Annotated in this window: 14 protein-coding genes; 2 read left to right on the forward strand and 12 right to left on the reverse strand. The window is 53.7% G+C overall.

All coding sequences use genetic code 11. The annotated features are described in order from the left end of the window. Window positions 1–5 precede the first annotated feature (5 nt). Both ccmB and ccmA read right to left on the reverse strand, forming a co-directional pair. A complete protein-coding gene (gene ccmB / locus SD69_RS11040) occupies window positions 6–704 on the reverse strand; it encodes a heme exporter protein CcmB (RefSeq protein WP_041523265.1) in 699 nt (232 codons plus the stop codon). After that, window positions 697–1347, reverse strand: coding sequence for a cytochrome c biogenesis heme-transporting ATPase CcmA (gene ccmA / locus SD69_RS11045; RefSeq protein WP_041523266.1), 651 nt, complete (start codon window positions 1345–1347; stop codon window positions 697–699). The genes ccmB and ccmA overlap by 8 nt, the downstream gene beginning before the upstream one ends. Window positions 1348–1523: 176 nt before the next feature. Here ccmA and fliK point away from each other — a divergent pair, with 176 nt between their 5' ends. Beyond that, window positions 1524–2975, forward strand: a complete 1452-nt coding sequence (gene fliK, locus SD69_RS11050; protein ID WP_041523267.1) for a flagellar hook-length control protein FliK — start codon at window positions 1524–1526, stop codon at window positions 2973–2975. A 43-nt stretch (window positions 2976–3018) separates the two neighbouring features. Further along, the gene (locus SD69_RS11055; RefSeq protein WP_052481088.1) at window positions 3019–3348 is read left to right on the forward strand and encodes an EscU/YscU/HrcU family type III secretion system export apparatus switch protein; all 330 of its coding nucleotides are present in this window, start codon (window positions 3019–3021) and stop codon (window positions 3346–3348) included. Here the strand turns inward: SD69_RS11055 and SD69_RS11060 are convergent. From SD69_RS11060 to SD69_RS11105, 10 genes are all read right to left on the reverse strand, one after another. Further along, window positions 3332–4747: a cryptochrome/photolyase family protein gene (locus SD69_RS11060; RefSeq protein ID WP_232301178.1), complete on the reverse strand. Its 1416-nt coding sequence runs from the start codon at window positions 4745–4747 to the stop codon at window positions 3332–3334. The two genes, SD69_RS11055 and SD69_RS11060, sit on opposite strands and share 17 nt — an antisense overlap. A gap of 56 nt (window positions 4748–4803) precedes the next feature. Next, on the reverse strand, window positions 4804–5760 hold the full coding sequence (locus tag SD69_RS11065) for a YbgA family protein (RefSeq protein WP_041523269.1): 957 nt from the start codon (window positions 5758–5760) through the stop codon (window positions 4804–4806). Window positions 5761–5816: 56 nt separating this feature from the next. Beyond that, the gene (gene cysB, locus SD69_RS11070) at window positions 5817–6791 is read right to left on the reverse strand and encodes an HTH-type transcriptional regulator CysB (protein ID WP_041523270.1); all 975 of its coding nucleotides are present in this window, start codon (window positions 6789–6791) and stop codon (window positions 5817–5819) included. Window positions 6792–6923: 132 nt separating this feature from the next. After that, window positions 6924–7853 (reverse strand): 5'-nucleotidase, encoded by a 930-nt coding sequence (locus SD69_RS11075; protein ID WP_041523271.1) that lies wholly within the window; start codon window positions 7851–7853, stop codon window positions 6924–6926. Window positions 7854–7942: 89 nt separating this feature from the next. Continuing rightward, window positions 7943–10636 carry an aminopeptidase N gene (gene pepN, locus SD69_RS11080; protein ID WP_041523272.1) on the reverse strand — a complete coding sequence of 898 codons (2694 nt, stop codon included), beginning with the start codon at window positions 10634–10636 and terminating at the stop codon, window positions 7943–7945. 46 nt (window positions 10637–10682) lie between these two features. After that, window positions 10683–11537, reverse strand: coding sequence for a DUF2797 domain-containing protein (locus SD69_RS11085; RefSeq protein WP_041523273.1), 855 nt, complete (start codon window positions 11535–11537; stop codon window positions 10683–10685). A gap of 8 nt (window positions 11538–11545) precedes the next feature. Continuing rightward, window positions 11546–11818: a YeaC family protein gene (locus SD69_RS11090; protein WP_041523274.1), complete on the reverse strand. Its 273-nt coding sequence runs from the start codon at window positions 11816–11818 to the stop codon at window positions 11546–11548. A gap of 47 nt (window positions 11819–11865) precedes the next feature. After that, a complete protein-coding gene (locus SD69_RS11095; protein ID WP_232301179.1) occupies window positions 11866–12744 on the reverse strand; it encodes a rhomboid family intramembrane serine protease in 879 nt (292 codons plus the stop codon). A gap of 100 nt (window positions 12745–12844) precedes the next feature. Next, complete coding sequence (locus SD69_RS11100; RefSeq protein WP_052481089.1) at window positions 12845–13810, reverse strand: metallophosphoesterase; 966 nt, start codon at window positions 13808–13810, stop codon at window positions 12845–12847. Further along, window positions 13807–14706, reverse strand: a complete 900-nt coding sequence (locus SD69_RS11105; RefSeq protein WP_041523276.1) for an NAD(+) kinase — start codon at window positions 14704–14706, stop codon at window positions 13807–13809. Before SD69_RS11105 ends, SD69_RS11100 begins: the two co-directional genes overlap by 4 nt. Between the last annotated feature and the right edge of the window lie 36 nt (window positions 14707–14742).

The following is a 14742-nucleotide window of genomic DNA, read 5'->3' on the forward strand; positions in this document are numbered from 1 at the left end:
TATTATCAGTGATTGGAGGAAATCCGCAGCGCACCGGCCGCAGCCAGGGGCATAATTAAAACCGCCATAGCCAGTGCCGCCCCTAATAATGCCAAACCCTGAGCGGCGCCAACGCCGGCTATCGCAGAGCTAACGGTATTGGCGCCTATTATTAACACCGGTAGGTACAGCGGCATAATAATGAGGGTTAATACCAATGCACTGCTGCGCAAGCATACCGTAAGCGCCGCGCCTAAAGCACCAATCAAACTCATAATGGCGGTGCCAATTGTTAACGATATCACAAGGGGCCAATATCCCCCAGACGGCAGAGATAACATAACGCCTAACAACGGCGCGATGATCGCCAGTGGCAGCCCAGTGGTGAGCCAATGGACAATGACCTTGGCCAGCACGGTAAGGTATAACGGCTGAGGGGACAAGATAAATTGGGTTAAGCTTCCGTCGTCGTAATCCTGCCGAAACAAGCTATCCAAAGACAACAAGGTTGCCAGCAGTGCCATGATCCAGATCATCCCAGGCGCGATAGTGGCCAGTAGCTTGTCGGAGGGATCGACTCCCAAGGGCAGCAAGGTGATGCTGATCAAGAAAAACACCAGTGGGCTCGCAATATCACTACGATTGCGCCACACAGACGTTAAATCCCGACGGATTATCGCCCTAAAGCCCGCCCCCAAGGGATAGCCGTGTTGCGCGTCAGACATAAGCTTCACCCGGCGCGGGTTGAAACTGAGACAAATCCAACACCGCAAATTCAGCCATTGCCAATGGCTGATGCGAGGTGAATAGTACAATCCCACCCTGCTCGGCATGGCGCGCCATGGTGGCCTCTAGCTTGAGGACGCCGGCTTTGTCTATCGCGGTGAAAGGTTCATCAAGCACCCATAACGTGGCGCGACTGAGGTACAGTTGCGCCAGCAGTACCCGGCGCTTTTGTCCGGCCGAAAGGGCAAAGCTGGGCGAGTGTTCGAAGCCTGCCAAATCAACCTGAACCAAGGCCTCGGCAATGGCGTCTTTAGTAACGGGAGGGTTTAACGCGCCAAGCCACAAGAGGTTTTCACGTACCGTCAATTGCGGCTTAACCGGCACCTGGTGCCCAAGGTAGAGCAGCTCTTGATGGAACACCTGCCGCTGGCTCCTGATTGAGTCACCGCGCCAGCGTATGTCGCCCTTGGCGGCGGGTAACAAACCGGTCAAGGTATTCAGTAAGGTCGTTTTACCTGCGCCATTAAAACCTACCACTTGCAGTAATGTGCCGGCTGGACACTCACAGTCAACACCACTGAATAACAGGCGACCATCGCGCTCGCAGCTAAGATTATCCAGTGTCAGTAGCGGTTCACTCACGTTTTTATCCAATGTCGGGTACGACGGCCAGTGGCGACTGGCGCTCAAACTTTTGCATCGGCGGCCGACACAGTCTGTATATAGTGGCGCCGATTATATAGGCGTTGACCGCAAATGTTTACCCAGCGACACTGATTAGTCGATGAGTCGCCCCAAAATTGCTATGGAATTGCTTTATGCCTGTTGATATACCCAGCTTATACACGCAAGCAGGTAGCTTAAAGCGCCCCGCAACAGGCACTGCGCCCACCGGCGGCACCCTCCCGCTGACACCGGGAGAGCAAGCGCGGGCGCAGGTTCTAAAAAGCACCCCACTAAGCGCGGCCTTAGGCGCCAAACTGCTAAGTGCCGGTACCGAAAGCGGCCAAAGCCCTTCAGCCAACGGCGATACGGCCGAAAGTGCGCGTAGCGCTCTACTGACCACTTATCGTAGCGCTATGGCTCGTAATGAAATGCATCTGGCAGCCCTGCTAATAAGAGGCAAAAGCGTGACCACGGTGGTTGATCAACCACTGCAAAAAGGCCAGTTTCTCAATGTCCAGATGACTCAACAGGGGAAATTGATGGCGTTAAACGCCAAGTTCGACGCGCCTCCACTCGCCCAGCCAGCATCGCCCCAGTCCACCGCCCTGATTGCGGCCCTAAAGCCCGTGCTACGCGAGCTATTACCACGCCAGGGGCAGCAGGATTTGTTGTCCCAGCTGCAACGGCTGCCCAACGTGTCGCCCAGCGTAACTCAGGTTGGCGGCGATAAAAGTCTGGGTAAACTTCTGGGCCAGATTGATCAAATTGCCCTCAACCTGAACGCCCCTGCCTCGGGCAAGGCCGTTCGTACCGCCCTGGAACAAAGCGGTACGTTGCTAGAGCCCCGGCTCATGCGCGCCATTCGCAGCCCAGCCCCCGACACCGCGGTTAAAGATGTGCTGGCGAAAGATTTAAAAGCGGCATTGTTGCAGTACTTGGCGCCGTTACGCCCTGCCGGCGCAAACCCAGCCCCCGTCGGTGCTCCAACACCCGCGCCTTCGACGCCCGCGGCATCGCAGCCGGTGACCGGTGAGCTCGCTCTGCCCTCACTAATGCAAATGCTCAGCAGTCATAGCCAAAGCAGCGGCGGAGAATCTTTGCGTATGCTGCAAACCCAGCTGGTGCTGTTGATGCACCAGCTGAGCTTAAACACACTGGCGCGGGTGCGGCTGAACCAGTTGCAGCCAGAAGCCAGATCTGCCCGGGGCGCAGAGCCGGCACAAGCGCCTTTAAACTTTGACATCCCCGTACGGTTAGACGGCCACCTATACCCGGCCCACATCGAAATCGAAGAGCGCGCCGATAAAGACCATGAGGCAGAGGCAAGCGCTGAAACCGTGCGTGTGTGGCAGGTTAACTTAACTCTGGAGCCCCCTGGGATCGGCGAATTTTTTGTGCGCTTACGCCTTAGAGCCGATCAATTAAGCGTTGCCTTTTGGTCAGAGCAACCGCGAGCGCTCGCAAAAGCTGAAAGCGCTTTTACCGACATTCGCAATACTCTGGCCAAGCATGATATTGATGTGCGTGACGTTCAGTTTCATCAGGGGGTACCCCCGCATAAAGGTAATCAGCTGAGTTACCACTTAGTGGATATTAAAACGTAAGTGGGCATTAAAAGGCCGAAGCGGCCCTATGTGGATATAAACAATGAGCGATGAATTTACCGACGTTGAGCTGCAAAAAGCCGTAGCGCTTTATTACGATGGCACGAGTGCGCCGGTTATTAGTGCTACTGGCACCGGCGAGGTTGCGCAGCAAATTATTGACCTCGCTGAGGCAAACGACGTACCACTGTGCGACAACGCCACGTTGGTGGATTTTTTGATTACCCTCGAATTAGGCGATGCAATACCGGAAAAACTATACCTCGCGATAGCTCATATTATCGCTTTTGCTTACGATTTACGGGGCATTACCCCAGAGGACTCGGCGTCGGCACAAAGCACCCACACCGCGCGCCCTACTTCAGAGCCTTAAACATTTCGATTGTTTCTGCGCGCGAAGCTTTTAGATCGACCATAGGTTGTGGATACTCGCTTGCGTTATCGGCCGGCTTATGGATTTTTTTTCCCTCTAAGTGCTCTAACTCGGGAACAAACCGGCGAATAAAATGGCCTGTCGGATCAAAGCGTTCAGATTGGGTTTGTGGGTTCATAATTCTAAAGTAAGGTGCGGCGTCGGTGCCGGTAGAGGCACTCCACTGCCAACCGCCGTTGTTGGAGCAAAAATCGGCGTCGATTAATTGCTCCATAAAGTAGCGCTCGCCCCAGCGCCAGTCGATGCGCAGGTTTTTAGTCAAAAACATTGCGCTCACCATACGCAAGCGGTTGTGCATCCAGCCGGTTTGGTTGAGCTGGCGCATTGCCGCATCGATAATGGGAATACCGGTTTGACCTTTGCACCAACGCGTAAAGTCGTTTTGATCCGTACGCCAGGCAAAACCCTCGGTATAGTGTTGCATCGGCTTATGGCGGCTGAGTGCGGGAAACGCGGCTATGATGTGCATATAAAAGTCGCGCCAAATCAGCTCGCCAATCCAGCATGCGGCGCCTTCGTCGTCCTGCCAGTTAACACCCGACGCATCCCGCGCGGCAATAAAACACTGCTTGGGTGAGAGCACACCGATGGCAAGGTATGGCGAGAGTGCGGACGTGCCAGCCGCTGCCGGAAAATCTCGCTGCTGCTGATACGCCCCCATGTTCTTTTGGCAAAAGCTGGTAAGACGGGCGTCTGCCGCCAACTCACCCACAGGCCATAGAGGCGCCATGCTTTCTTTCTCGCGAGAGCCCCAACACCCTTTAAAAACCTTGTTTATCTGTGCTTGCTGGCTTTTTTCTAATTGCACCGGCGGCGGAACAGGCTGTATATCCGTTTGGTAACACGTTAAAGCCACGTTATTAATCTGGTTGCGCCAGGCGCGAGCAAACGGTGTGTACACCTTGTAAGGAGTGCCTTGAGCGGTCGTAACCATACCGGGTGGCACCAGAGGTCTGTCGTGATAACGCTTGCAGCTAATACCCTCACTTTCCAGTAAGGCAACCGTCGCCCTGTCGCGGCGCAACTCATTGAGTGGGTACTCGGCGTTAAACACTAACTTGCCTATGCTCTCTTGCTTGGAAAGTTTACGCAGAGCAGCGGGAATATCGCTTGCGCGCTTTACTCTTATAACCGTGAAGGTTCGGCCAGAATTACGAAACGCTTGCTGTAACAGCTGCAGGTGTTGTTGTATAAACCATAACTGACGGGCGTTGATTGGATGCTCGGCAATATATTGCTCGCACAAAATATAGCAACCTATTAAATCGCCAGTGCAGCTTTTTAAACCGTGGTAGAGGGCGGGATTATCGGTAACGCGAAGATCGTTACGAAACCACATTAACGTGTTCATAGTAGTAGATCAGTGTTGACTATAGGGGTTAGTGATACAGATGCTTACTCTTCATTGGTGTTGCGCAAACCTAGTGTTTCCGGGTGAGGCGACCAAAAAGTTTGCTGTTGCAGGTAGGGGTCGTCCACTTTGCGCAAATGATGTTTGAGTAGAGTAAGCGGTACTACTAAGGGCACCATGCCGCTACGGTAATGCTCAATCAGCTCGCCGATTTCGGCTTTTTCATCGGCGCTGGTGGTGTTTTTTAAGTAACCGCGCAAGTGCATCAGCGCATTGGTGTTGCCCTTACGGGTGACCTTTTGCGACAAGGCTGTCATAAACAGTGCAAAAAACTTATCGCAAATTTCGCCAATGGGTGCCGCTTTTAAATTGGCGAGTACCGGGCCGATGTTGCGGTAGGCTTGTAAATCGTGAGCCATCACTTGATATTTGTAACGGGAGTAAAAATCCAGCAACCGTTTCGCGCTTGGTGCGCTTGCCACATTAACTTGCCAATCGTGGTAAGCATACACTCGCGCAATAAAATTTTCCCGCAGCCGTGCATCGTTTAATCGCCCGGCCTCTTCGACGGGTAAAAGCGGAAATGCCCTTGTGATCACTTCAGCAAAGGCGCCACGGCCGTCGTTGTCTGCGAGTTCGCCGCTGTTGTGATAACGCTTAACCGAAAATACGCCGCAACTGGGTGATTTCTGCATAAAGATGTAACCACACAGCGAGGCTATTTGTGGCAGCACCTCCTCGGCATAGCTGGCCAGAGGCTCGGTGACGTCGAGTGAGGTATCGCGGGTACCGCGCACTTGGGTGCCCTGCTCGCTCGCTACCAGTCTAATGGGCTGGCGCGGCGTACCCAAGCCAATGGCCATTTCCGGGCACAGCGAAAGAAACTCAAAGTACTGACTTAGCTGGTCGGTGACATAGCGTGAGCGTTTGTGCCCGCCATCAAACCGGACCCTCTCACCCATCAAACACTGACTGACACCCACTGGAATTTTTTTGTTCATAAACTCTTTACGAGCCAGCGTGGCGAGCGGATCACCGCGCCGACCGGTAAAGTTTACTAATAGGAAGGCAGGTGCATACTGCTAAACAGTTCATCCAGCTCGGCACGCGAGTGGCAGCTGTAGGCTTGATCGACCACTTCGCGGGTTAGATGCGGGGCAAACTGTTGGATAAAATCGTACATAAAGCCGCGAATAAACGTACCGCGACGGAAGCCGATTTTGGTGATGCTGGAGTCAAACAAATGATCGGCATCAAGCGCAACCAGATCACTGTCGGCGGACTCCTCGAAAGCCATTTTGGCAATAATACCGATACCCAACCCGAGTCTGACGTAGGTTTTGATCACATCCGCATCAGCTGCGGTAAACACCACTTTAGGAGCCAAGCCCTTACTGATAAAGGCTTCGTCCAGCTTAGAGCGGCCGGTAAAGCCAAATACGTAGGTGACAATGGGGTGTTTAGCTACTTCTTCCAGTGTTAACTCAGACAGCTGCGCCAAGGGATGGTTACGGGGGACGACAATGCAGCGGTTCCAGCGATAACAAGGCATCATCACCAAATCACTGAACAGCTCGAGCGCTTCTGTGGCAATGGCAAAATCGACGGTGCCATCGGCCGCCATTTCGGAGATTTGCATTGGGGTCCCTTGATGCATGTGTAGCGACACATCCGGGTACTGCCCGATAAACTCCTCGATCACGCGGGGTAACGCATAACGTGCCTGCGTATGCGTGGTGGCGATGGACAGGCTACCTTTGCGCTCGTTGCTAAACTCTTGCGCGACCTGCTTGATGCTTTCTACCTTGCGCAGAATCTCTCCGGCGGTCTTTAAAATCGCCTCGCCCGCCGGTGTAATACGCGTCAGATGCTTGCCGCTGCGGGAGAAGATTTCGACCCCAAGCTCATCCTCTAATAAGCGTATTTGCTTACTGATTCCCGGTTGTGAGGTATACAGGCTCTGCGCAGTCGCGGACACATTGAGGTCATGGTGTGCCACCTCCCAAATGTACCGCAGTTGTTGCAGCTTCATAAGCCCTCCAAATGGCCAATCTATCTAGTGTTATAAAAATATAGTTGATTATTCACGCCAAGAATAGCTGATTTTCAAATGAGAACCAAAAAACACGTAAACAGGTGCCATAACTGTGAACGCTTAGATCGATTATACCTTGCCCGAGCGACTGAATTCGGGGCTGTTGGCAATGCCGTGTGGCACATGGCCTGTGGCGACATGCTCGCTGGCCGAATCGATGTGAGCCAGTTGATCATCAAAAAACACATCGGCGCCGTAGGCTTTTAAGAATTCACCTTTGGGTAGCCCGCCGAGAAACAGTGATTCATCGATTCGAATTTTCCAGGCACGCAAGGTGCGAATTACCCGCTCGTGGGCGGGTGCAGACCGAGCAGTCACTAACGCGGTACGAATCGGGCAGTCTTCAGATTCGGCGAACTCCACCTGCAATTTGTGCAGTGCATCGAGGAAAGATTTAAATGGTCCGCCGGTGAGTGGGGTTTTGGCGGCGGCTTTTTCGCTTTCCGTAAAGGCACTTAAACCCTGTCGTTTAAAGATTTGCTCGGCCTCATCAGAAAACAGCACAGCGTCGCCGTCAAAGGCAAAACGCAGCTCATTGACGTTGTCCGAGCGGTGCTTGGGAGCCATCAAGGTGGCGGCAGCAATGCCGTGCGCTAGCGCACTGCGCACGTCCTCGGCCTCGGTGGACAAAAACAGGTGGCAGCCAAAAGCAGCCGCATAACGGTAAGGGCTTAAGCCACTGCAAAAAGCTGCCCGGGTTATATTCAGCTTGTAGTGCTCGATGGAGTTAAACACCCGCAACCCAGTATCGCCACTGTTGCGCGAGAGCAAAATCACCTCAACTTTCGGATCACCGGGCAAGTTCTCGTTGAGGCGCAATAGCTTTTGCACCATAGGAAAGGCGTCCCCCGGCTCCAGCAGCTCATCTTCGTGCTCAATTTGGTACTGAGCATAGGCCTCAAGCCCTTCGTTGACGAACACTTGATGGCTGGCATCGAGGTTAAACAGCGCCCGGGATGAAATTGCAATTACCAGTTTGTTACCGAATCCGCTTGCCATAGGTGTCTCTCAGTTGCTGTGGTGCCAGTTGCCAGACTAGGAGTGTGGCGCCGCATCTTGGTAAAAGCAAGATGCGGCGCCCGCGCCTGTTACAGGCTCTTTGTGACAATCTCGTAACTGTCGCCGGATAGCCCCGGTGCGGCCTGGATTCGTGCGAGCTGGCTACGCATGGCCTGACCACGAACCTCGCTGTAGCGACGCCAGCGAGTCAAAGGTGTAATGAGGCGCGCGGCTATTTGCGGGTTTTTGGCATCCAAAGCAATCACCTGATCGGCTAAGAAACGATATCCGGCCGAGGGGTCATCGAGTAACCCGGTGTGAAAGTTAATAGGATTGGCCATGCAAAAAGCACCGATAACGGCGCGGATTTTATTGGGGTTAGTACCATCGTAGGCGGGATGCTCAAGCAGCGCCTTAACCCGTAATAGCGCATTGGGGCGAGGATCACGTGCTTGCAACGACAGCCACTGGTTCACCACCAGCGCTTCGTCTTGCCATTTTGTATAAAACTCAGCCAGCGCTCGTTCGGCGTGCTCCGCCACTTGGGGCGACTCAGAGTACAGCAGCGCGCTTAGGGCGCTCACTTCATCGGTCATGTTGTTGGCGTTGCTAAACTGTGCGAGTGCGTAATCGGTATCGCTTTGCGATGGTTCGAGCAGTAAATATCCCAGCGCTGTATTTTTTAAGCTGCGCGCGGCGATAGAATCGGCATCTGCGCGATAGGCTTGGGTATTATCATAACTCTCTAATACGGCCCTCAAGGAATCGGCCAATTCGCAGGCAATGGTTTTAGCCAGCAATCGGCGGGCGGTGTAAATCGCCTCGACATCCACCACTTCGTATTGCTCGGCAATATAATCCTGCGAGGGCAAGGTTAACATCAAGGCGACCATCGCTTGATCCAGCTCGGCATCTGCCAGCAACTGGCGGTAACTCTCAATCAGCATGGGGTCTACCGTAAAACTATCCAGCTTGCCCTGCTGATAGGCAACGATGGCATCATCCAGCACCGCCAAGGCTAAGTTTTGTGAGGCCTCCCAGCGGTTAAAACCATCGCTGTCGCGCTGCATAAGCTCGGCCAAATCCTGCCGACTGTAGGCAAAACTCAATTTAACCGGCGCCGAGAATCCACGCAGTAGCGATGGCACCGGGTGCTCTGGAACGTCAGTGAAAACAAACGTCTGCTCTGCCTCGGTTAACTCCAGCACTTTGTGGGTGTTGTCCTCCGGTAAATCCGTTAGCTCTTCTCCCTCCAGTTTTAATGCCAGTTCTCCAGCGCCGCCGAGTAGCCCCACTGCAATAGGAATATGGAATGGTTGTTTGTCAGAGCACTCGGGGGTGGCCGGCGTGCTTTGACTAAAGGTGAGGCTGTATTGGCGGCTATCCTCATGGTAGTGATCGGTAACCTTAACCCGAGGGGTGCCGGCCTGATCGTACCAACGCTTAAACTGGGTCAAATCCCAACCGGAGACATCGGCCATCGCCTGAACGAAATCTTCAGTGGTTACTGCCTGACCATCGTGGCGCTCAAAATACAGGTCGGTGGCCTTACGAAATTCGACCGGCCCCAATAGATTGGCCAACATGCGCACAACCTCGGCGCCCTTTTCGTAAATAGTAACGGTATAAAAGTTAGAGATTTCGATAAAACTTGCCGGGCGAATAGGATGCGCCATCGGGCCGGCATCCTCGGCAAATTGATAGGCGCGCAACAGGCTAACGTCCTCTACCCGCTTAACCGTACTCGAGCCCATATCCGCCGAAAAACACGCATCGCGGTAAACCGTAAAGCCCTCTTTTAAACTCAGCTGAAACCAATCTCGGCACGTGACCCGATTACCCGACCAGTTGTGAAAATATTCGTGGGCAACAACACCTTCTACGCGTTGAAAACCCGCGTCGGTGGTTGTTTCAGGCTTAGCTAACACGCAGGACGTATTAAATATATTGAGGCCTTTGTTTTCCATCGCACCCATATTAAAGTCGTCGACCGCAACAATCATAAAAATATCTAAGTCGTATTCGCGACCGTAGACCTTTTCGTCCCACGCCATCGAGTGCTTTAGAGAGCTCATGGCGTGATCGCATTTATCGAGGTCTTTCGGCTCGACAAATATCTCCAGCGCCACCCGACGCCCGGATTGAGTAATAAACTCATCCTGAATTGACGCTAAATCACCCGCTACCAGTGCAAACAGATACGCAGGCTTTTTAAACGGATCGTGCCAGGTCGCAAAATGACGCCCGCCCTCGAGGGTTCCGCTATCGATACGATTGCCGTTAGAGAGCAGTACGGGGCACGTTGCACGGTCGGCGATAATGGTCGTGGTAAAATCGCTCATGACATCGGGGCGATCGAGAAAGTAGGTGATCTTACGGAACCCCTCGGCCTCGCACTGAGTACAGTAACTGCTGCGCGACTTATATAAACCCTCGAGTGAAGTGTTTTGTTTGGGGTAAATATTGACTTCAGTTTGTAAGGTAAAGGACTCTGGTGGGTTCAGCAGCGTCAGCCCCTTTTCATCAACGTGATACTGCTCAGAGCTTAGGGTGCGGTCATTAATGGCGACACTGACAAGCTCCAACGCCTCGCCATGTAAAAATAAACGGTCACAGGCTTCACCCTGGCGCTCCAGCGACAGGCTACTGCTAACCCGGGTGGATTGTTCGCCGATATCCACGCGCAGCTGAGTTTTTTCGATACGATAGGACGGCGGCTGGTAATCTTTTAAATATACAGTGTTTGGCGCGTCGCTGGCCTGTGGGCTGACGGGTGCATTCATAATAAACCTCGATGTCTGGTGCGCTATTAATGTAAGCGGCGCGTTGCTATTCGCTGATATCAAGCTGTACTTGATAACCGGAGAACTTTCTGACGTTAAATACCTGATCGCCAAACATAAGGTACTGCCCTTTAATGCCGGTTAATCGACCAGATACGATCGGTTGTTTATCCAAATTAAGCGATTTTACTTTGCTTGGGTACTCGGCCACCGGGTAGCTGATAATTTTTACCGGCTCGGCGTCGCCCTCTTGGCTTATCAGGCTTACCGCATCCGCGCCGTACTGCGCGGTTAGTGAATCGACGTAGGGCGCGGCGAGAGCCGTAAGCTCGTTGGCCAGTTGCGATAAATCGATAGCTTCGGGCACCCCCTTCAGCATCGCCTGCCAGCGTGTTTTATCACTAATGTGCGGCTTTAGGTGCGATTCAATTAAGCCCGCCAGCTGCCGGGTCGAGACCCGGTAAACGGGTAACGCCCAACTCGCCCCCTGGTCAATCCACCGGGTGGGGATTTGGCTGGCGCGTGTGATTCCGACTTTAGGGTCGGATGAGTTGGCCAAATAGACCACATGGTCATTAAAACAAAACGTTTGAGCCCACTCGGGTTCGCGGCAGGTGCCCTGCTCATAGTGGCATTTCTCAGGGCTTACCATGCAGATGTCGCAGGAGGCAGAGCGTGTAAAACACGGATAACAGTGTCCTTGCGAAAAACTTTTTTTGGTTTTCCGATCACAAAGCACACAATATATATCGCCACTGGCGGTCAGGGTTATGTCGTGATTCAGTAAATCGCTTAAGGGGACTCGGGTGTCCCCCAGCTCTAATTCGTAGTGAGCCTTTCCCTCGCTATCGAGGCGAGTGTGCATTTTTTTTAAGGCCCCGCTCACGGATAAGTCAGCCATGTCACCACCTATTGCCATTTGAGCGGTGTTTCGGCATCTGGCTCGGCCGTGCTGTCATCATCGCTCCCGCAATGCTGGTGAGGCTTAGGGGGGATATACCCGGTGTGAGCCTCGGCCGGTAAATGTTTGTGTTCATACGAAATTACCGCCTGCATGCAGAGTTCACGCTGCTCTGACGTTAAGCGATTGCCATCGGGCCATTTACCAATTTCCACGGCAAGCTTTAAGCGCTCGTAGATATCCGGGGTGATACTCTCTAACAGTTGCTGCAAATTATTCATAGTTGTGCCTAATCAATGTAATACTCGCCCGGCCCGGGCCAGAAACTCTAGTGGCGGACGAACCCTACTCGCTTGGCGGCGATAAACGCCCCCGCGATTAACATACCCGCCAGTAGACCGCCCAGATGCGCACCATTGGCAATGCCGCCCGCCATAAAAAAATCGATAACACCGCTCATACACAGCAGTAACCAAACCAGCATAAAAATAATAATGCCCTTAGGTACCGCCAGTACCGGATGCGGGTTGAGCCATTGCCGAATCCAAATATAGCCCACCAGTGCGTAAACAACGCCCGACATGCCGCCGAAGAGGCTGACTTGATCGGCCCAAAAATATTGCGCCAAATTACTTACAGCGGCGGTGATTGCGAAAAACAGCGCAAAGTTTAAGGCACCAACCACATACTCTAGCCTGCGCCCCAGATCCCACATCCAGAGGCTGTTAAAAACAATATGAAATACTCCAAAGTGTAAAAACGCCGGGGTTACCAAGCGCCAGTATTCGTGCCGGGCGAGCGCCTCGGAAAATGGCTGCCAACGGTAGCCGCCCGGGACACTCTCAATGGGAAAAAAGGTCAAGTGTCCCAGCCACGGCTGCAGCAATTGGGTACTGACTACCGCGTAGCCCAGTGCGCTGAGCGCAATTAACAGTAACGTAACCGGGGTGCGCAGGGCCGGCAGGTTTTTTGGACGCGCGGGCGTTGAGGCGGTTAAGTCGGCATCACTTACGGGTGCCAGCTCGCCACCACGCCACTGTGCGACTAGCTGAGCAACTGGCTCGATGAGGCGCTCGTCGGGCACCTGTAGGGATTGTTGGCCGCGTATCTCGACAATGCGGTGTGGCACATCTCGGGCACGCAGGGCGCGCACCAACTGAGATAAATCGTCGTCGAGGGGAAAAGCACTTACTATATTCCAGGGCACAGACTTCATCCGGTTTAGCCAATCGGGGATTAGCGTATATGTGGGGTCGACCTCGTCTTAGATCAACCTTGGTTTGAGTTAGTAGATTAACGTTGCTCTTTTAAGGGTCGACGTACACCCAGGCAAAGTTTTGCGGTTTGATCAGGCCGGATCCGTCGGTGCGGTAGGCGACTAAGCGACCAAACCGCACAGCGCTATAATCAAGACAAGCCACATTATTGGCCACAGCAGAAGGTTTGCCGGATAACCAATAGTGCCCGACAAACAGTGGTGGCTGGTGACTATCATACACCACCAGTTGTGACCTTAGGGCGGTGTCTACCGGAAGCTGGGCTACCTCGGGCGGCAGCGCATCGGGCTGAAACTCCAAGTCGGCAAGTGTCGCCGGGTTATCGACCCAAAATTTTGCTCTAAAGCTGCGTCGTCGGTAGCCCTCTGCGCTAAACATGGGGCAGTGCTCGGGCAGCGCCACCTCAAAGCCCGAGGTTAACCGCTTGATCGCGCGGGCATCCGGGCAGGCCGGATCTGCCATGGCGTTAAGCTCCTCTGCACTTAGCTGAGTGCTACGACGGGCAGATATTACCGCATCGTCCCAACAGGCGTGTACCACCCGGTAGGCGCCAAAATCTAGATACAGAGGCAGCGTCCGTAACCAGCGCAAGTGATCTTGCCACTCGTCGGGGTAAGCGGCAAATTGCGCCAAGGTGTCGGCGATTACTTGTGTGTTCCGGGGCGTATGCGGGCGCAGGTAATTACCCGCTGCGCTGGGGTGCGGTGTGCAATAACACAGAGCATGAATTTCGTGATTACCTAAAATCATTCGCGCGCTGCCAGCTTCCACCATCGCGCGCACTAACTGCAGCGCCTCGCGAATGCGTGGGCCACGGTCAATAATGTCGCCGACAAAAACCGCTATACGCTCTGGATGGCGAAAAGCGCCCTGTTCTTTTTGGTAGCCAAGCTGTGTCAGTAAGCGCGATAGCGTCTGCTCACAACCGTGAACGTCACCAATAATATCCAGTCGGTCGAACCAGTGTGCATCTTCTAACTGGCTGTTTAGGCTCATGATTTGTCCAACAGGTGCCCTCCCCAGCCCAGCTTAGAGCGGCACCGCTCGTAGAAGTTGTGGTTGAGCGGGTGCAGCAACTGCAGAGTCTGAGGTTTCTTGCTGATAATAATTTCATCCCCGCCGGCGACTGCATCGTGTGTTTGGCCGTCGCAGGTTACGTGGGGCACGGCGGTGTTGCCCTCACCCACCCGTATTTTAATAATGCTGTCGCCCGCTACAACCATGGGTCGGCTGCTGAGCGTGTGTGGGTTCATGGGCACCAGCACGATGGCGTCAAGCTTGGGGTGCATAATGGGGCCACCACCACTTAACGCATACGCCGTTGAACCCGTGGGTGTGGATACAATCATGCCGTCGGAGCGTTGACTGGTGACAAAGTAATCATCGACGTAGAGCTCGAACTCGATCATCCGAATAAACTCACCAGGGTGGAGCACGACATCGTTTAGCGCATCGCCCGTGGTGACGGGATGGCCGTTGCGCATCACATGCATGTCGAGCAAAAATCGCTTTTCCATGGCGTACTGACCGTCGAGCACTTCGCCCATTTTTTGTTCGATGGCGTCGGGCACGATGTCGGTTAAAAAGCCCAGGCGGCCGCGGTTAACCCCAAGTAACGGCACGTCGTACTGCACCAAATCTCTTGCACCACTTAAGAGGCTGCCGTCGCCCCCCACAACAATGGCCAAATCGCAGCTGCTGCCCAAATCGTCCATATCGGCCACTCTGATATCGGGCCCGTTATAACCACCGCCCAACAGCGCGGCCGTTTGCGCTTCAATGATTACCTGCACGTCGCGCGTGGCAAGGTAGCGTATTAAGCGCTCTACACTGTAGCGGGCACGGTCGTTGTCGAGCTTACCGATAAGGCCAATGGTCGAAAACTGTGTCATCATTTGCTCCTGTCCAAGTTGCCTTGGGCAACCTGT

The organism is Gilvimarinus agarilyticus (assembly GCF_000832015.1).
GTDB classification, from domain to species: Bacteria; Pseudomonadota; Gammaproteobacteria; order Pseudomonadales; family Cellvibrionaceae; genus Gilvimarinus; species Gilvimarinus agarilyticus.